The sequence below is a fragment of the Mycobacterium sp. AMU20-3851 genome, from assembly GCF_043974665.1.
Taxonomy (GTDB): Bacteria; Actinomycetota; Actinomycetes; order Mycobacteriales; family Mycobacteriaceae; genus Mycobacterium.
Genome location: NZ_CP146371.1, coordinates 513,125 through 529,992, shown reverse-complemented (window position 1 = coordinate 529,992; position 16,868 = coordinate 513,125). Strand labels below are relative to the sequence as shown.

The 16,868-nt window shown below is 68.2% G+C and carries 18 protein-coding genes; 9 read left to right on the top strand and 9 right to left on the bottom strand.

Translation table 11 applies throughout. The features are described 5' to 3' along the window. Positions 1-8: 8 nt before the first annotated feature. The 3 genes from V4U86_RS02640 to V4U86_RS02630 are packed head-to-tail and all read left to right on the top strand — an operon-like array spanning position 9 to position 2,035. Entirely contained in the window at positions 9-812 is an 804-nt protein-coding gene (locus V4U86_RS02640; RefSeq protein ID WP_395309746.1) for an alpha/beta fold hydrolase, read from the top strand. Further along, positions 793-1,782: a hypothetical protein gene (locus V4U86_RS02635; protein ID WP_395309745.1), complete on the top strand. Its 990-nt coding sequence runs from the start codon at positions 793-795 to the stop codon at positions 1,780-1,782. Before V4U86_RS02640 ends, V4U86_RS02635 begins: the two co-directional genes overlap by 20 nt. 28 nt (positions 1,783-1,810) lie before the next feature. Beyond that, positions 1,811-2,035: a fibronectin-binding protein gene (locus tag V4U86_RS02630; RefSeq protein WP_395309744.1), complete on the top strand. Its 225-nt coding sequence runs from the start codon at positions 1,811-1,813 to the stop codon at positions 2,033-2,035. A 1-nt stretch (position 2,036) separates the two neighbouring features. Here the strand turns inward: V4U86_RS02630 and hsaB are convergent, their stop codons facing one another. From hsaB to hsaA, 4 genes are read right to left on the bottom strand one after another with little or no spacing between them, the layout of a single operon-like run. Continuing rightward, a complete protein-coding gene (gene hsaB, locus V4U86_RS02625; RefSeq protein WP_395309743.1) occupies positions 2,037-2,603 on the bottom strand; it encodes a 3-hydroxy-9,10-secoandrosta-1,3,5(10)-triene-9,17-dione monooxygenase reductase subunit in 567 nt (188 codons plus the stop codon). A gap of 20 nt (positions 2,604-2,623) precedes the next feature. Next, the gene (gene hsaC, locus V4U86_RS02620) at positions 2,624-3,523 is read right to left on the bottom strand and encodes an iron-dependent extradiol dioxygenase HsaC (RefSeq protein WP_395309742.1); all 900 of its coding nucleotides are present in this window, start codon (positions 3,521-3,523) and stop codon (positions 2,624-2,626) included. Between the two features lie 10 nt (positions 3,524-3,533). Next, positions 3,534-4,406, bottom strand: a complete 873-nt coding sequence (hsaD, locus tag V4U86_RS02615; protein WP_395309741.1) for a 4,5:9,10-diseco-3-hydroxy-5,9,17-trioxoandrosta-1(10),2-diene-4-oate hydrolase — start codon at positions 4,404-4,406, stop codon at positions 3,534-3,536. Continuing rightward, entirely contained in the window at positions 4,406-5,590 is a 1,185-nt protein-coding gene (gene hsaA / locus V4U86_RS02610) for a 3-hydroxy-9,10-secoandrosta-1,3,5(10)-triene-9,17-dione monooxygenase oxygenase subunit (protein ID WP_395309740.1), read from the bottom strand. Before hsaA ends, hsaD begins: the two co-directional genes overlap by 1 nt. 150 nt (positions 5,591-5,740) lie before the next feature. Between hsaA and V4U86_RS02605 the strand changes: the two genes are divergently transcribed. Next, entirely contained in the window at positions 5,741-6,826 is a 1,086-nt protein-coding gene (locus V4U86_RS02605; protein WP_395309739.1) for a 2Fe-2S iron-sulfur cluster-binding protein, read from the top strand. Positions 6,827-6,872: 46 nt separating this feature from the next. After that, positions 6,873-7,445 carry a hypothetical protein gene (locus V4U86_RS02600; RefSeq protein ID WP_395309738.1) on the top strand — a complete coding sequence of 191 codons (573 nt, stop codon included), beginning with the start codon at positions 6,873-6,875 and terminating at the stop codon, positions 7,443-7,445. A gap of 7 nt (positions 7,446-7,452) precedes the next feature. On the opposite strand, the gene V4U86_RS02595 is transcribed toward V4U86_RS02600, so the two are convergent. Further along, positions 7,453-9,576, bottom strand: a complete 2,124-nt coding sequence (locus tag V4U86_RS02595) for an acyl-CoA dehydrogenase family protein (protein ID WP_395311894.1) — start codon at positions 9,574-9,576, stop codon at positions 7,453-7,455. A gap of 254 nt (positions 9,577-9,830) precedes the next feature. Here V4U86_RS02595 and kstR point away from each other — a divergent pair, with 254 nt between their 5' ends. The 3 genes from kstR to V4U86_RS02580 are packed head-to-tail and all read left to right on the top strand — an operon-like array spanning position 9,831 to position 11,888. Beyond that, positions 9,831-10,436, top strand: coding sequence for a cholesterol catabolism transcriptional regulator KstR (gene kstR, locus V4U86_RS02590; protein WP_395309737.1), 606 nt, complete (start codon positions 9,831-9,833; stop codon positions 10,434-10,436). Further along, positions 10,433-11,221, top strand: coding sequence for a trehalose-phosphatase (gene otsB, locus V4U86_RS02585; RefSeq protein ID WP_395309736.1), 789 nt, complete (start codon positions 10,433-10,435; stop codon positions 11,219-11,221). Before kstR ends, otsB begins: the two co-directional genes overlap by 4 nt. A 49-nt stretch (positions 11,222-11,270) precedes the next feature. Then, positions 11,271-11,888: a class I SAM-dependent methyltransferase gene (locus V4U86_RS02580; RefSeq protein WP_395309735.1), complete on the top strand. Its 618-nt coding sequence runs from the start codon at positions 11,271-11,273 to the stop codon at positions 11,886-11,888. Position 11,889: 1 nt separating this feature from the next. Here V4U86_RS02580 and V4U86_RS02575 read toward each other — a convergent pair whose 3' ends face one another. Genes V4U86_RS02575 through V4U86_RS02560 form a run of 4 tightly spaced genes read right to left on the bottom strand, consistent with a single transcriptional unit; the run spans position 11,890 to position 15,658 of the window. Beyond that, a complete protein-coding gene (locus V4U86_RS02575; RefSeq protein WP_395309734.1) occupies positions 11,890-12,990 on the bottom strand; it encodes a LacI family DNA-binding transcriptional regulator in 1,101 nt (366 codons plus the stop codon). Between the two features lie 11 nt (positions 12,991-13,001). After that, on the bottom strand, positions 13,002-13,862 hold the full coding sequence (locus tag V4U86_RS02570; RefSeq protein WP_395309733.1) for a metal ABC transporter permease: 861 nt from the start codon (positions 13,860-13,862) through the stop codon (positions 13,002-13,004). Then, positions 13,863-14,639: a metal ABC transporter ATP-binding protein gene (locus V4U86_RS02565; protein WP_395309732.1), complete on the bottom strand. Its 777-nt coding sequence runs from the start codon at positions 14,637-14,639 to the stop codon at positions 13,863-13,865. Continuing rightward, complete coding sequence (locus tag V4U86_RS02560; protein ID WP_395309731.1) at positions 14,639-15,658, bottom strand: metal ABC transporter solute-binding protein, Zn/Mn family; 1,020 nt, start codon at positions 15,656-15,658, stop codon at positions 14,639-14,641. Before V4U86_RS02560 ends, V4U86_RS02565 begins: the two co-directional genes overlap by 1 nt. 57 nt (positions 15,659-15,715) lie before the next feature. On the opposite strand from V4U86_RS02560, the gene V4U86_RS02555 reads away from it, so the two are divergent. Continuing rightward, entirely contained in the window at positions 15,716-16,852 is a 1,137-nt protein-coding gene (locus V4U86_RS02555; protein WP_395309730.1) for a GTP-binding protein, read from the top strand. The last annotated feature ends 16 nt before the right edge of the window (positions 16,853-16,868 follow it).

Below are 16,868 nucleotides of genomic sequence, written 5' to 3'. Positions count from 1 at the left end.
GTGGGGCCATGCCCTTCCTGCAGACCGACCCCGCCCGGGCGTACTACCGGCACTGGCCGGCCCCCGACCCGCGCGCAGCCGTGGTGTTCCTCCACGGATTCGGCGAACACACCGGCCTCTACCACCGGTACGGCTTCGCACTGAACGCGGCCGGCATCGACCTGTGGGCCGTGGATCAACTCGGACACGGCCTCACGCCCGGTACCCGCGGTGACTTCGGCACGTTGGCCGACAGTTCGGCGCTGGCCGAGGCGCTGACCGTGACCGTCGAACGGGAACGCCCGGGCCTTCCGCTGATCGCCGCCGGGCATTCGTTCGGATCGGTGGTGACGCTGCTGCGGCTCGTCGAACAGCCGAAAAGGTATCGCGCCGGGGTCATCTCCGGGGCGCCGCTGGCGCCGATCGCCGATCTGCTGGACGCCGATACCTCCCTGGATCTCGATCCGTCCTGGCTGTCGACCGACCCGTTCTATCTGGACGCTCTGGAGAACGATCCGCTGGGCTTCACACAGGCGGACAGCGCTCCCCTGGCGCGGGCGCTGGATGCCGCCTGGGACCGGTTCGGCTCCGAACTCCCGACATTGGCGGTGCCAACGCTGGCGGTGCACGGCGTCAGCGATCCGATCGCGCCCGTCGGTCCGGTGCGGGCCTACTCCGAGCAGATCGCCACCCTGCAGATCGCCGAATTCCCCGGCGCCCTCCACGACGTCCTCAACGAATCCGTGCACCGCGAGGTCGCTGCGTCGGTGATTGACTTCATCGGGACGACCCTGGGATGGCATTCTTACCGCGATGGCACTCGGGCTGAATAAGAACACGAAGCGCACTCTGGTCAAACTGCTGGCCGCCGTGGCGCTGATCGCCGTGATCCTCGGCGGGTTCGCGGCCTGCCTGTTCACCGCCGGCTCGGCCAAAGAGGCGGCCGACGAGGCGAAGTCGGGACCGGCGCTGGACGGCAGCTTCAAGGTCGACGTCGGGCCCACCGCGACGCCGGACGGTAAGCCCGTCGCGGGTACCGCCCGCACCGAGACCTGGGTCGCGCGCTCGGAGTGCCGCGGCAGTGAATGTCTGGCGACCGTGGCGGTGGTCAACCCCCAGGATCCGTCCGGCCCGCCGGCATTGACCATGGTGTTCGACTACATCGGCGGTGACTGGCTCGCCGTGCGTGAGGCGCCGGACAAGTGCAAGGTCGGTGACGTCGAAGTCGACGCCACCGGCTGGACGGTCATCTCGCTGCGGCCCCGCCTGGACGGATCACTGGCCGGGGAATACACCTGGGCGACCACCCCGGCGCTGTGCGCCAACAAGCGGGCCATCAACCTGTCGCCCACCAGTGGGAGTGGGACCGGCACCGAGGCGCCGGATCCGGCGCAGGAACCGGCGTTGCGCCCCTCCCCCGGCGCGGCGCTGCGCGGTGTCTACACCTATACGCAGACCTATCCGGCCACCGGCGAGGTGTTCCCCCCGCACGACTACCGGGCCACCACGCACTGCCTGCGGACCGGGGAACGGTGTGTGACGCTGATGTCGACCGTCGACAGCAACAATCTCTACGTGATGCAGTACGGCGACGGACGTTTCACCGCATCCTTCCCGGAGGGGGACGCGCAGTGCACCGACGGTGTCGGCAAGGTACGCCAGTCCTCCCGCGACGACCTGCCGCTGCCGCAGGGACCCCAGGATCCCATCACGCTGCTCACCGGAACCTCCTTCCAGGACTACGTCGGTGACTGTCCCGCCCAGGTGGAACTGGACGTCAGACTCCAGCGCACCGGCGATTAGAAGAGAGGTCTGTCAGTTGTCCATCGGAATGCCCACCAGAACAGCGTTGGCGGCGCTGGCCGCGGTAGCGGCTGCACTCGCCATGGCCGGCCCCGTGCACGCCGACCCGGCGGACAATCCGTGCGAGCTGGCGATCACGTTCCTGTGCCAGTTCATGCCCATCGCACCGGAACTCGAGCACGACATCGATCTGACGGTGGACCAACCGCCGGCCGATCCGGCCGTCCCGCCGCCGCCCGTGGTGCTGCCGTAACTCAGAGCCAGGTGTCCGGGGTCGTCGCGGTGAGGAAGGCCTCCAGATCGTCGCGCCACCGGGCCGGGGTGTTCTTGTCCGGCTCGATACCGGTGTACTCGCCGCGGTAGAACAGCAGCGGGCGGGGCTTGATGGCCTGCGGTTCGGACATCGACCGGACCGCGCCGAACACCACGAAGTGATCGCCGCCGTCGACGACGGAGTGCACCGTGCAGTCGATGTGGGCCAGGCTGCCGTCGATCACCGGCGACCCCAGTCCGGAAGGGGTCCAGTCGATTCCGGCGAACTTGTCCGGCGCCTTGGACCCGAACTGCGCCGAGACATGCTGCTGGTTCTCGTGCAGCATGTTGACGCAGAACTTCCCGCTGGCCTCGATGGCCTGCCAGGCCCGCGACACCTTGGTGGGGCAGAACAGCACCAGGGGCGGATCCAGCGACAGCGCGGCGAAGGACTGGCAGGCGAAGCCGATCGGCGTCTCCTCGTGCACGGTGGTGATCACGGTGACGCCGGTGCAGAACTGCCCCAGCACATTCCGGAATGTCCGCGGGTCGATCTGCGGGGCACTCACTCCGATCTCCTCCCGCGCGGCTACTTGAAGCCCACGCTGAAGTCGTGGCCCCACAGCGACACCGCGGTACTCTCCCGGGCCACCCAGTTCTGGTCCTCGACTTCGAGTCCCTCACAACCGAATTCGACGTCGAACCCGCCCGGGGTCTTCATGTAGAAGGACAACATCTTGTCGTTGGTGTGCCGTCCGAGGGTGGCCGACATCTTCACGTTGCGGCGCAGCGCGCGGTCCAGGCACAGGCCGACGTCGTCGGAGTTCTCCACCTCGACCATCAGGTGCACGATGCCCGTCGGATTCGGCATCGGCATGAACGCCAGCGCGTGGTGGCGCGGGTTGCAGCCGTAGAACCGCAGCCAGATCGGGTCACCGTCGGCGGGCCGGCCGGCCAGCTGCGGCGGCAGGCTCATCGAGTCACGCAGCCGGAATCCCAGCACATCCTGGTAGAACGCCTGCGCGGCGGCGTCGTCGTCACAGGTGAGCACCACGTGCCCGAGACCCTGTTCGGCGGTGACGAACTTGTGGCCGTACGGGCTGACGAACCGGCGGCCGAGGTACTGGGCACCGTGGAAGGCCTCCAGCACGTTGCCGGCCGGGTCGTTGAAGCGGATCAGTCCTTCGACGCGGCGTTCGGACTTGTCCTCGCGGGTGCCCTCGACGTAATCGACACCGGCCTTGGACAGGGTCTCGCGCAGCGCCTGCAGCGCGGGCGCGTCGGCGACCTCCCAGCCGGAGACGAGCAGCCGGTCCTGCTCACCCGGGACGATCACCAGGCGGGCCGCCATCTCGTCCATCCGCAGGTAGAGCGCACCGGGGGTGGCGCCGTCGCCCTCGGCCATACCGAGCACCTTGAGCCCGAACTCGCGCCATGCCGCCACATCGGTCGCCTCGATGCGCATGTATCCCAATGCCTTGATGCTCATGGCTGCGTCCCTAACTCAGGAAATCGATGGTCAGCTTGTTGAATTCGTCGAACTTCTCGACCTGGGCCCAGTGTCCACACTGCCCGAAAACGTGCAACTGGACACGCGGAATCTGCTTCACCGCGACCAGCGCACCGTCGAGCGGGTTCACCCGGTCCTCCCGGCCCCAGATCAGCAGCACCGGCTGGCGCAGCTTGTACACCTCACGCCACATCATCCCCAGCTCGAAGTCCGCGCCCGCGAAGGACTTACCCATCGCGCGGGTGGCGGCCAGCGATTCCGGGGTGCTGGCGATGGCGAAGCGCTCGTCGACCAGCTCCGGGGTGACCAGCTTCTGGTCGAAGACCATGATCCGGATGAAGGCCTCGAGGTTCTCCCGGGTCGGCTCGTAGTTGAACTTGGCCAGTGCCTTGACGCCCTCGGTGGGGTCCGGCGCGAACAGGTTCACGCTCAGCCCGCCGGGGCCCATCAGCACCAGCTTGCCGGCCCGGTCCGGGTAGTCCAGCGCGAACCGGACCGCGGTGCCCCCGCCGAGCGAGTTCCCCAGCAGCGGGACCCGGCCGGTGATGCCGAGGTGATCCAGCAGACCGAGGACGGCCTTGGCGCTGTACCGGTTGTACTGCTCGTGTTCGGTGTGCTTGTCCGACAACCCATAACCGGGCTGATCGATGGCGAGCACGTGGAACTTCTCCGCCAGCACCGCGACGTTGCGCCCGAAGTTCGACCAGCTGGACGCACCCGGGCCGCCGCCGTGCAGCAGCACGATGGTCTGCCCGGCCGGATCGCCGGCCTCGTGGTAGTGCAACCGCATGGCCAGCTCGCCGGCCTGCACGTCGGCGTACCGCGAGGTGGATTCGAACGTGATGTCCTGAACGGCAGTCATCAGACCATCGTGTCCGCGGGCGGCAGACCGAACTCGTTGTTGCCGAAGATCAGGTAGGCCCGCTCGGGCTCGTTGGCGGCGTGCACCCGGCCGGCATGCGCATCACGCCAGAACCGTTGCAGCGGTGCGGTGTTGACCAGCGCGGTGGCACCGGCCGACTCGAACAGCAGATCGATCGAGGCGATGGCCCGCGCGGTGGCACGCACCTGGTCGCGACGGGCCCTGGCGCGGAGTTCGAACGGGATCTCCTTGCCTGCCTGCAGCAGCGCGTACTCGTCGCCGACGTTGCCGATCAGCTGACGCCAGGCGGCGTCGATATCGCTGGCGGCCTCGGCGATCCGCACCTTGGCGAATGGATCGTCCTTGGACTTCTCGCCGGCGAAGGCCGCCCGGACCCGCTTGCCCTGATGCTCGACGTGGGCGGCGTAGGCGCCGTAGGCCATACCCACGATCGGCGTGGAGATGGTGGTGGGATGCATGGTGCCCCAAGGCATCTTGTATACCGCAGCGGTGTTGTTCTCGTACCCGCCCGCGGTGCCGTCGTTCATCGCCTTGTAGGACAGGAAGCGGTGCGAGGGCACGAACACGTCCTTGACCACGATGGTGTTGCTGCCGGTGCCACGCAGACCGACCACATGCCACACGTCGTCGATGGTGTACTCGGTGCGGGGGATCAGGAAGCTGCCGAAGTCGACCGGGCGGCCGTCCTTGATCACCGGCCCGCCGAGGAACGCCCAGGTGGCGTGCTCGCTGCCGGAGGACCACTGCCAGGCGCCGCTGACCAGATAGCCGCCGTCGACCACGGTGCCGGCACCCATCGGGGCGTAGGAGGAGGACACCCGGACGGTCGGGTCCTCGCCCCACACCTCGTCCTGGGCCTGCTGATCGAACAGCGCGAGGTGCCAGTTGTGCACCCCGATGATCGAGCTGATCCAGCCGGTGGAACCGCAGGCGCTGGCCAGTCGCCGCACCGCCTCGTAGAAGACGGTCGGGTCGGCTTGCAGGCCGCCCCACTGCTCGGGCTGGAGCAGCTTGAAGAAGCCGATCTCGTCGAGTTCGTTGACCGTTTCGTAGGACACCTGGCGCCGATCCTCGGCCTCCTGGGCGCGTTCCCGTAGCTTCGGCAACAGATCATCGACGCCGGCGAGGACCGCCTGCACGTCACGCTGTTCAATGGACGTCACTGAATTGCCTCCCGGATCGAGATCAAGCACTAGACAGAGATTAGAACACGTTACGATTTGTGTCGAGTAGCGTGCTGAATCAACGGCTGGACCTGCACATGTTCAGTTTTGTAACATGTTCTAGTTATTGAACCAAGGAAGGGTCCGACAGTGTCTGATGAGCCGCGAAACGGCGGGACCGATGAGCCGCTCGGCAGCCATGTCCTGGAACTGCTGGTGACCGATGTCGTCGAGGAGACCTCCGACTCCCGCTCGCTGGTGTTCGGGGTACCAGAGGACAGCTCCATCGGAGCCGACCGGCTGCGCTACGCGCCGGGACAGTTCCTCACCCTGCGGGTGCCCAGTGAGCGCACCGGGTCCGTCGCGCGCTGCTACTCGCTGTCCAGTTCGCCGACGACCGATGATCAGCTGACCGTCACCGTCAAGCGCACAGCCGAGGGGTACGCATCGAACTGGTTGTGCGACAACGCCCATGCCGGGATGCGGATGCACGTGCTGGCGCCGTCGGGCACCTTCGTGCCCAAGACGCTGGACACCGATTTCCTGCTGCTTGCCGCAGGTAGCGGGATCACGCCGATGATGGCCATCTGCAAATCCGCACTCACCGAGGGCAGCGGCAAGGTGGTGCTGGTCTACGCCAACCGCGACGAGAACTCGGTCATCTTCGCCACCACACTGCGGGACCTGGCCGCCAAGTACCCGGACCGGTTGACCGTGATCCACTGGCTGGAGACGGTGCAGGGACTGCCCAGCAGCGCGGCGCTGGCCGCCCTGGTGCGGCCGTTCGCCGCGCATGACACCTTCATCTGCGGGCCCGGCCCGTTCATGACCGCGGCGGAGGCGGCCATGAAGGCGGTGGACGCCGCCCCGGAGAAAATCCACATCGAGGTGTTCAAATCGTTGGAGTCCGACCCGTTCGCCGCGGTGGTGATCGAGGCCGACGACGACGATGACGCGGGCCCGGCGCGGGCCGTCGTCGAACTGGACGGCACCACCCACGAAATCGACTGGCCACGCAAGGCCAAGCTGCTCGACGTCCTGCTGAACAAGGGACTGGACGCCCCGTTCTCCTGCCGCGAGGGTCACTGCGGGGCGTGCGCGGTGCTGATGCGCAACGGCGCCGTGGACATGGAGATCAACGATGTGCTCGAACCGTCCGATCTGGAGGAGGGCCTGATCCTGGCGTGCCAGGCGCTGCCTAAATCCGATTCGGTCGAAGTCACGTACGACGAATGAGGCGCGGGCTACCGTGCACGAGCAGACAACCGGAGGGATTTCGGCCGTGAAGAGGATTCTCGGGGCGCTGGCGGTCGCCGCCGGTGCCGCCGCGCTCACCGCTCCGACGGCATCCGCCGGGGTGAACACCGCGACGACATCGATACCCACCCCGCAGGGCATCCTGGAGATGCACGTCACCGCCGACTGCGCCGGTCCCGAGGGCCGGTGCTTCTTCAAGACCCAGGCGAACCTGCTCACCCCGAACGGCCCGATCGGTCTGCCGCAGGACACCTGGGCCCGGCAGACCATCACCCTGCGCAGCACCAACCGGTCGGTGTGGCAGGAAGCCTGGTTCAGCGCCCCGGCCGGAATGCCGCGAGAACTCAAGGGCGCCAACCACGACAATGTGCTGTCCAAGGGCTACCAGTCGCTGTCGGACTACCAGCTGTCGGTCACCTATTTCGGTGGTGGCCCGCTGCCGCGCTTCGCCGTCGACGGCGACTCCGTGCAGACCGACTGGGCCTCCGGGCGGCCGAACCTGGAGTCCGGCTTCATCGTCTGCTCGAACATCCAGGCGGTGTTCGGCGGGGTGAATCTGACCACCCCGTCCGCGTGCGCGCAGACCACGTTCGGCTGACCGCCGGCTAGCGCGGCAGGCCCAGCAGCCGCTCCCCCGCCACGGTCAGCAGGATCTGCTCGGTGCCGCCGGCGATGGTCAGGCAACGCGTGTTGAGGAACGTGTGCACGGCCTGGTTGGCCACCGCACCGCCGCCCTCGGACAGTTCCATCTGGAATTCCGCCAGTCCCTGGCGGTAGCGCACCCCGATCAGCTTGCGGGCGCTGGCCTGCGCGCCGGTGTCCTGGCCGTCGACGGCGAGTTGCGCGATGCGCTGGTCCAACAGCGAGCCGACCTGCGCGGTCAGGATCAGCCCGCCGAGCCGGTCCTGATCGGCCGGGTCGATGCCGTTGCGCTGCACCGCAGCGAGCAGTTCCTCCATCGGGTTGCCGAGCGCGGTACCGCCCGCCATCGCGACGCGCTCGTTGGTCAACGTCGTGCGGGCCAGCCGCCAGCCGTCGTTGACGGTGCCCACCACCATCTCGTCGGGCACGAAGACGTCGTCGAAGAAGACCTCGTTGAACAGTTCGTCACCGGTGATCTCGCGCAGCGGGCGGATGTCGATACCGGGTGAACGCATGTCGATCAGGAAGTAGGTGATGCCCTTGTGTTTTGGAGCGCTTTGATCCGTTCGCGCCAGGCACACGCCCCAGTGCGCCTGCTTTGCCGACGACGTCCACACCTTCTGCCCGGTCAGTTTCCAGCCCGGCTTGCCGTCCACCTCGGCGCGGACGGCCTTGGTGCGCAACGCCGCAAGGTCGGAGCCGGCACCGGGCTCGGAGAACAGCTGGCACCACTTGAGGTCACCACGCAGGGTGGCGGGCACGAACTGGTCGATCTGCTCGGGGCTGCCGTGTTCCAGGATGGTGGGTACCGCCCACCATCCGATCACCAGATCCGGGCGCTCCACCCCGGCAGCGGCGAGTTCCTGGTCTATGAGCAGCTGCTCGGCCGGGGATGCGTTGCGGCCGTGCGGCTTCGGCCAGTGCGGCGCCTGCAACCCGGCCTCGGCCAGCGCGACCTGGCGGTCCTGCGCGGGCCGCGCGGCCACCGCGGCGACGGCGGCGCTGATCTCGGGACGCAGATCGGCCACCGACTCCAGATCGATGTGCAGGTCCCGGCGCACCCCCTGCTGGGTCAGCTCGGCCACCCGGCGCAGCCAGCGCCGGCGCCCACCGAGAAAGTGCGAGATGCCGTATGCCCGGCGCAGATACAGGTGCGCATCGTGTTCCCAGGTGATACCGATGCCGCCCAGCACCTGGATGCAGTCCTTGGTATTGGCCTGTGCCGCATCGATCCCGGCGGCCACGGCAACCGCGGCCGCCACCGACAGCTGGTCGTCGGCATCCTCACCCGCCGCGCGCGCGGCGTCGGCGGCCGACACCGACACCTGTTCGGAGCGCAGCAGCATCTCGGCGCACATGTGCTTGATGGCCTGGAAACTGCCGATCGGCTTGCCGAACTGCTCGCGCACCTTGGCGTACTCGGTCGCGACGTCGAGAGCCCAGCGAGCCAGCCCGGCCGCCTCGGCCGCGAGCACCGTCGCGGCCACATCCTCGAACCGCTGCCGCGATACCGGCAGCACCCGGGCGGGCGCCGACTCCAGCGTCACCCGGGCCAGTGGCACCGAGAAATCGGTGGCCGACAGCAACTCCACCCCTACCCCGCCGGCGGCGGCATCGACCAGCAGCACCTGCTCGCCGGCCGGCAACAGCAGCACCCCGGCCGGGTCGGCGCCCAGGACCTGCTCGACCACGCCGGAAACCCGGTCGCCGTCGACGCTAAGTTCGGCGCGCAGCGCGGCGCCCGCGGTGCGTTCGCCGGCCACCAGAGCTTCCAACAGGTCGGCGTCGTCACCGGTCAGCAGGAGCGTCGCCAGCGCGGTGGTCGCGACCGGGCCCGGCACCAGGGCCGCGGCGGCCTCGTCGAGCATGCTGCACAGATCGGCGACGGTGCTGCCGGCTCCGCCGAACTCCTCGGCGACCGCCACGCCGAATATCCCTAGTTGCGCGAAACCGCCGTAGGGGGCCCGCCAGGCGTCGGGGTCACCCAGCTCGACGTTGCGCACCCCGGCGATCGATCCGGAGCTTGCTGCCCAGCTCCGGACCATTTCCCTGGCTGCGGACTGTTCATCTGTGATGGTCGCCGACACCGACTGCTCCTCGCCGTTGGGTGAGAAGGCGGCGCTTCCCACTAGAACGTGTTCTAATAGTGCCAGCGTCGGAACGTCAAGTCGACCTCGGTCATGGCCATACGCGCCGTGTGATCCGCAGCGGGGAAATGAGTGATCAGCGGTCGACATGCGTATCGTTTCCCTCGAAACGCGCATCACGAAGGAGCTGTCCGCCCATGTCATCGCCCGCACAACCCGGATCGGGTTCTGACTCACCCCGTCAGGTGATGGCCGTGGCCGTACTCTCCGAATCCGAACTCGGCTCCGAAGCGCAGCGGGAACGCCGCAAGCGCATCCTGGACGCCACGCTGGCCATCGCATCCAAGGGCGGTTACGAGGCCGTCCAGATGCGGGCCGTCGCCGAGCGCGCCGACGTGGCGGTCGGCACCCTGTACCGCTACTTCCCGTCCAAGGTGCACCTGCTCGTCTCCGCGCTGGGGCGCGAGTTCGAACGCATCGACGCCAAGATGGACCGGGCCACGCTCGCCGGCGGGACCCCCTACCAGCGGCTGAACATGATGGTCGGCAAGCTGAACCGGTCGATGCAGCGCAACCCGCTGCTCACCGAGGCCATGACGCGAGCGTTCGTCTTCGCCGACGCCTCCGCCGCCGGTGAGGTCGACCATGTCGGCAAGCTGATGGACTCGATGTTCGCCCGCGCGATGAGCGACGGCGAACCCACCGAGGACCAGTACCACATCGCCCGCGTCATCTCCGATGTGTGGCTGTCCAACCTGCTGGCCTGGCTGACCAGGCGCGCCTCGGCCACCGACGTGGCCAAACGACTCGATCTGGCGGTCCGGCTGCTCATCGGAGACGGCGAACAACCTAAGGTGTGAGCGTGCTCGAGCCCGGTCTGCAGCGCGCCCTCGCCGAACTCGCCGCGACACCGCGGCTGCTGGTCACGTCGGATTTCGACGGCACCATGGCGCCGATCGTGAACAATCCCGCTGATGCCCGGGCCCTGCCGGAGGCCGCCGCGGCGCTCGAGACGCTGGCATCCCTGCCGGAGACCACCGCCGCGCTGATCTCCGGACGGGCGCTGGCCGTCCTGCGTGAACTGTCCGGCGCGTCGGCGGCGGTGCAGGCGGTCGGCAGCCACGGCGCCGAGTTCGACACCGGCGGGCCCGAGCGCAGCGACTCGGGGAACGTGCCGGGTTTCGCGCACGACATCGACACCGCACTGCTGCAGACCATCACCGACACCCTGCGCGAGATCGCGGCCGACCGGCCCGGGGTGACGGTCGAGACCAAACCGGCCAGCGTGGCCCTGCACGTGCGCAACGCCTCGGAGTCCGACGGTGCCGCGGCGCTGGAGTTGGCCCGCACCGCCGCCCGGTCCTGGGATGCCCACGCCACCGCGGGCAAGGCGGTACTGGAGTTCGCGGTCATCGTCACCGACAAGGGCGAGGCCGTCGACATCCTGCGGGACCGGTGCCGGGCGACGGCGGTGCTGTTCCTGGGTGACGACGTCACCGACGAGAAGGCCTTCGCCCGGCTGCGCACCGGCGACGTCGGGGTCAAGGTCGGGCCGGGCGAGAGCCTGGCCGGCTACCGGGTCGACTCCCCCGGGGACGTCGCCGAGGTGCTGCAGTACCTGGCCGACGCCCGCTCGATTGCCTGATCGGCAACATCGTTTGCGCTTTGGGCCGCGGCCCGCACAGTCTGGAGGCATGACCGAAACTCCGCACACCGAGGCGCTTTTCGCCGAATGGGATGAGCGCTACACCGCGATCGTGGATCGACTGCCCGACTACCGGCCCAACGCGACGGTGGTCGACGAGATCGGGGGGCGGCCGCCGGGCCGGGCACTCGACATCGGATGCGGTACCGGCGCTGATGCGGTGTGGCTGGCAAGCCAGGGCTGGGACGTGACCGCCATCGACGTGTCCCAGGTGGCACTCGACCGAGCGGCGGAAGCCTCCACCGAGGTGACTTGGATCCGGACGCGCCTGGAGGATCTGGCGATGCCCGCCGGTGGCTTCGACCTGGTCACCGCGCACTACCCGGCACTACTGCACTCGCCGGGGCGGGACGCCGAACGGGCACTGTTGGCCGCCGTCGCACCGGGCGGACTGCTGCTGGTGGTCCACCACGCCGATATCGATGTCGAGCTGGCCAGATCGCACGGGTTCGACCCGGCGATCTATCTCCTGCACGACGATGTGCTCGGTCTGCTGGGTGCCGACTGGGACGTGACCGTCGACCGGCATCGGCTTCGCGATGTGCCCGCCGGCCTGGACGGCCAGCACACCCACGATGATGTGATCCTGGCCCGCCGGTCGCCCTAGCTCAGGCGGGCGGGCCGGAGGTGCGCCCGCGGACCACCTCGGTGGCCAGCACCTCGACCACCGGCAGACCCGAACGCGGCGGATTGTGCAGCAGATCCCCGGCGCGGCGGCCCTTCTCGACGCTCGGTTGGGTCACCGTTGTCAGCCCCCGCGCCAACGCCTCGGGCACCCCGTCGAACCCGGTGACCGTCAGCTGCCCGGGAACGAAGATGCCGTGGGCGCGTAGGTAGTCCATCGCTGAGAGCGCCAGCACGTCGGCGGTGCACATCAACGCGGTGATCCGCGGATTCGCGGCCAGGGCCACCTCGGCGGCCGCGCCGCCGGACTGCGGTAGATGTTCGTAGCTCTCCACGACGGTCACCGACGCCGGATCCAGCCCGGCGGCGCTCATCGCGTCGTAGACGCCGTGCACACGTTCGCGTTGCACGTGGAAATGCGGTGAGTTCAGCCGCTGCGGGTCGGCGACCATCGGTTTGGTGCTCTCGTGCGGCCACTCCCGGCCCAACCGCATGGTCAGCAATCCGATTTCACGATGACCAAGTCCCACAATGTATTCGGCCAGCTCACGCATGGCCGCGCGATCGTCGATGCTGACCCGCGAGGCGCCCGGCACATCCTTGGGCTGGTCGACGACGACGATCGGCAGTTGCCGTTGCACCAGCACCGGCAGGTAGGGATCGTCGTCGGAGGCCGAGTAGACGACGAACCCATCGACACCGGCCGAGAGCACCGCCGCCGACCCGTCGTCGACGGAGCGGTTGGGCCCGGCCGCCACCAGCAGCAGTCCCTGGCCGGCCTCTTCGCACGATTCAGCAAGCCCGGCAACAAAATCCAGAGCCGCCGGATCACTGAACGCATAGTTGAGCGGCTCGGTGATCATCAACCCGACCGCGCCTGCCCTGCGGGTGCGCAGCGACCGGGCCACCGGGTCGGGGCCGGGGTAGCCCAATTCCTTCGCCGCGGCCAGCACCCGTTCCCGCAAGTCGGCCGACAACTGGTCGGGCCGGTTGTAGGCATTGGAGATGGTGGTGCGCGAGACGTTGAGGTGGGCAGCCAGCGAGGCCAGCGTCGCGCGTCGTCGAGGCGCCGGACTTCTGGGCATGCCCAAGGAGGTTAGCGGACGGTGCCCCTGATTCGGCCACCCGACCACACCACCAGCCAGATCACGCACGCGATGGTGACGATGACGAAGCTCGGCGGCATGTTGAACAGCGCCGACACCACCAGTCCGGCCCATACCGAGACCAGGCTGACGAGCGTCGAGATCGCCATGGCCGCCAGCGGTTGCGCAGTCAGGATGATCGCCGTCGCGGCGGGGGTCACCACGAGGGCGAACAACAGCAGGGTGCCCACGGCCTGCACCGCCATCGTGATGGACAGACCAAGCAGCGCCATGAAGACCACCGACAGGGCACGCACCGGCACGCCCTTGGCCTCGGCGACCTGCTCGTTGACCGAGGCGAACAGCAGTGGGCGATAGACGATTACGACCGTCACTGCGATGACCGCCAGCAGCACGGCGAAGATGAGCAGCTGTTCGTGGGTGATGGCCAGCAGATTGCCGAACAGAACGTTGGTCAGGGTGGAGGAGTTCTTGGTACCCAACGAGTTGAAGAACAACCCGAAACCCGTTGCGAGCGCGAGCACCGTCCCGGTGGTCACCTCCCGGTCACCGGCGCGTTTACCCATGGCGCCGATCACCAGCGCACCGCCGATGCAGAACACTCCGAGCCCGAACACCACCGGCAGGCCCAGCAGCGCCGCACCGGTCGCGCCGGGCATGCCGATGTGGGCCAGTGCGTGCGCCGCGAACGCGGTGTTCCGCACGATGATGAAATAGCCGATCAGACCTGCCGCCAGCGCCACCAGCGTGCCGCCGATCAGTGCATTGCGCATGAAGCCGGACGTCAGGATCTGCCACCAGTTCTCCTGATAGCCGAGCGCGAGATAGACCTGGGCGGTGCCCCCGGGCATCTAGGTGGTCCTCATGTAGAGCTGTCCCTGCAGGGTATTGGCCACCGCGACGGTGGTGCCGTACAAGTGGGTCAGCAGATCGGTGTCCACGACCTGGTCGATCGCCGCGTGGTGGGCGTGCCCGTCGAGTAGGTAGACCGCGCTGTCGAGGACCGACAGCAGCGGGTTCAGGTCGTGGGCGACCACGAGAATGGTCACGTCGAACTCGGCCTTGAGCCGGGCCAGCAGTGCCACGATCTCGTTCTGATGGCGCAGATCCAGCGCTGCCAGCGGCTCGTCCAGGATCAGTAGGCGCGGCCGGGACACCAAGGCGTTGGCCAGCGCGATGCGTTGCCGCTGCCCGCCGGAGAGCTGGGACACCCGCCGGTCGGCGAATTCCTGCGCCTCGACGGCCGCCAGCGCCCGGTTCACCCGGGCCTTCTCCTCGCTGGTGGTGCGGCGCAGACCCCAGCGACGGCCGGTCAGCCCCAGCATCACCGCGTCGCGGGCGCGGATCGCCTCCCCGGCGCCGGCCACGTAGTCCTGGGGGACGTAGCCGATGGCCTCGTTGTTGGCCCCGGGCCGGCCGCCGAGCACCCGCACCGTTCCGGAGGCCGCCGGCAGCAGGCCGAGGACGACCTGCAACAACGTCGACTTGCCGGAGCCGTTGGAGCCGATCACGGCGACGATGTCACCGGACGGGATTGTGAAGTTTCCTTCCGACCAGATCAGGCGGCCGCCCCGGACGACGCTGACGTCGTCGAAGACCAGTGCGGGTTCGGGGTCCGGGGCGGACACTAGGCCTCGATGCCGAGAGCCGCGGCGAGGGCGGTGAGTTGGGCCACCTGCCAAGCCTCGAACGTCTGGGCATCCGGCGCAGGGCTTTCGGTGACATCCACGACCGGGACGCCGGCCTGTTCGGCGGCGGCACGCAGCTGTCGCGGTAGCGATCCCTCGGTCTGGGTGTTGTAGATCAGCACGTCGACGCCGCGATCCGACAGCAGCCGCAGGAACGCGTCGAGGTCGGCCGGCGAGGGGTCGGCGTGGTTGGAGGAGGCCACCTGGTAGCCCTGGGGGGTGCTGTTGGCCAGCCCGAGGGCGGCGGCCATGTCGTCGAACAGGCTCTCGGTCGCGGCGTAGGTCTTACCGGTCGCACCTGCCCCGATCTTCTCGATGAGCGCCCGGTAGGGCTGCAGCGCCGTGGTGAATTCGGTGTGCCGGGTGTCGAAGTATGCGCGGGCGTCGGGGGCGAGTTCGGTGAGCTTCGCGGTGACGGTGTCGGCCACGTCGGTCACCGCGACCGGGTTGTACCAGGCATGCGGGTTGGTGCCGTGATCGTCTCCCTCGTGATCGGGGTTGTCGTGATCGTGACCCTCGTGATCGTGGCCTTCATGGTCATGCCCCTCGTGGTCGCCGCCGAGCAGCGCCACCGCGTCCACCACGACGGCGTCCGGCGCGGTGCTCTGCGCGAGCTGGGCGGCCCACTCGTCGTAGTGCCCGCCGTTGATCACCACGAGCTGCGCGCCGGTGAACGCCGCCGCGTCGGCCGGGGACGGCTCGAAATCGTGCGGGTCCACCGAGGTGCCGCTCAGCACGGTGGTCACGTCGGCGCAGGCCCCGCCCAGCGCGGACACGATGGCGCCCCACTGGTCGACGCTGACCACCACGTCCACTGGGGTCGTCGGGCAGTCCCCCGCCGCGGTGTCGGCACGGTCATTTGACCCGCAGGCGGCGAGGACGAACGGTAGCGCCAGCGCAACGGCGGCGAACGTGCGGGGCAGCGGGTGGTTCACGCCGATAACGATAACCGTTTGCATTTACGGACGTCGAATCGCAGGATAATTTATTGATAATCATTTTCAATAAGGAGTCACATGGCAGCCCCGCTACCCGTCACCGTCCTGTCCGGCTTCCTCGGCGCCGGAAAGACCACCCTGCTCAATCACATCCTGGCCAACCGCGACGGGCGTCGCGTCGCGGTGATCGTCAACGACATGAGTGAGGTGAATATCGACGCTGCCCTGATTGCCGGGCAGGGCCACCTGGACCGCACCCAGGAGAAGCTGGTCGAGCTGACCAACGGCTGCATCTGCTGCACGCTGCGCGAGGACCTGGTCGAGGCCGTCGGTGCACTCGCCCGGCAGAACCGTTTCGACCAACTGGTGATCGAATCGACCGGCATCTCCGAACCCATGCCGGTCGCGGCGACCTTCGAATGGGAATTCGAGGACGGGTTCCAACTCGGCAAGCTGGCGAAACTGGACACCCTGGTGACAGTGGTCGACGCGTCGACATTTCTGGCCGGGATCGTCCGCGGCGAGGCGCTGGCCGACCGTGACATGTCGGCAGGTGAAGGCGACGCGCGCAGTATCGCCGATCTGTTGACCGATCAGGTGGAGTTCGCCGATGTGCTACTGCTCAACAAGATCGATCTGGTGAGCCCCGCACAACTGAACATGGTGGAGACCCTGCTACGGCGGCTGAACCCGACCGCGAAACTGATCAAGACCGACCGTGGAGTTGTCGAGATCGGTGAGGTGCTGGGCACCGGGCTCTACGACCCGCAGGCAGCAGCCCGGACGCCGGGCTGGGACGAGGAGATCGCCGACGGACACACCCCGGAGACCGAGGAGTACGGCATCAGCTCGATGACGTTCCGTTCCGACCGGCCATTTCATCCGCAACGGCTCGCCGATGCGCTGACCCAGACCACCAGGGTGTTGCGCAGCAAGGGGTTCTGCTGGATCGCCACCCGGCCGACCATCGCGGCCATCTGGTCGCAGGCCGGCCCCAACCTGGTGATCGAACCGGCCCAGTACTGGTCGACGACGGACATCACGCCCGGTCAGGAGATCGTGTTCATCGGCGTCAAGCTCGACCGCGCCAAGGTGTCTCGGCTGTTGTCCGCAGCGGTACTCACCGATGACGAGGTCGCCGAGGGCGAGCAGTCCTGGTTGAGCTACCCCGATCCGCTCCCGGCCTGGGGTGTGACACAACAACATTCACACTGAGCAGCCATTCAGGCCG

Bases quoted from the DNA above. Each gene is read 5' to 3' on its own strand.
- V4U86_RS02570 (WP_395309733.1), bottom strand. From the start codon at position 13,862: ATGCCCGGGGGCACCGCCCAGGTCTATCTCGCGCTCGGCTATCAGGAG.
- V4U86_RS02580 (WP_395309735.1), top strand. From the start codon at position 11,271: ATGACCGAAACTCCGCACACCGAGGCGCTTTTCGCCGAATGGGATGAG.
- V4U86_RS02560 (WP_395309731.1), bottom strand. From the start codon at position 15,658: ATGCAAACGGTTATCGTTATCGGCGTGAACCACCCGCTGCCCCGCACG.
- V4U86_RS02575 (WP_395309734.1), bottom strand. From the start codon at position 12,990: ATGCCCAGAAGTCCGGCGCCTCGACGACGCGCGACGCTGGCCTCGCTG.
- V4U86_RS02630 (WP_395309744.1), top strand. From the start codon at position 1,811: ATGCCCACCAGAACAGCGTTGGCGGCGCTGGCCGCGGTAGCGGCTGCA.
- V4U86_RS02640 (WP_395309746.1), top strand. From the start codon at position 9: ATGCCCTTCCTGCAGACCGACCCCGCCCGGGCGTACTACCGGCACTGG.
- hsaD (WP_395309741.1), bottom strand. From the start codon at position 4,406: ATGACTGCCGTTCAGGACATCACGTTCGAATCCACCTCGCGGTACGCC.
- V4U86_RS02555 (WP_395309730.1), top strand. From the start codon at position 15,716: ATGGCAGCCCCGCTACCCGTCACCGTCCTGTCCGGCTTCCTCGGCGCC.
- hsaC (WP_395309742.1), bottom strand. From the start codon at position 3,523: ATGAGCATCAAGGCATTGGGATACATGCGCATCGAGGCGACCGATGTG.
- V4U86_RS02635 (WP_395309745.1), top strand. From the start codon at position 793: ATGGCACTCGGGCTGAATAAGAACACGAAGCGCACTCTGGTCAAACTG.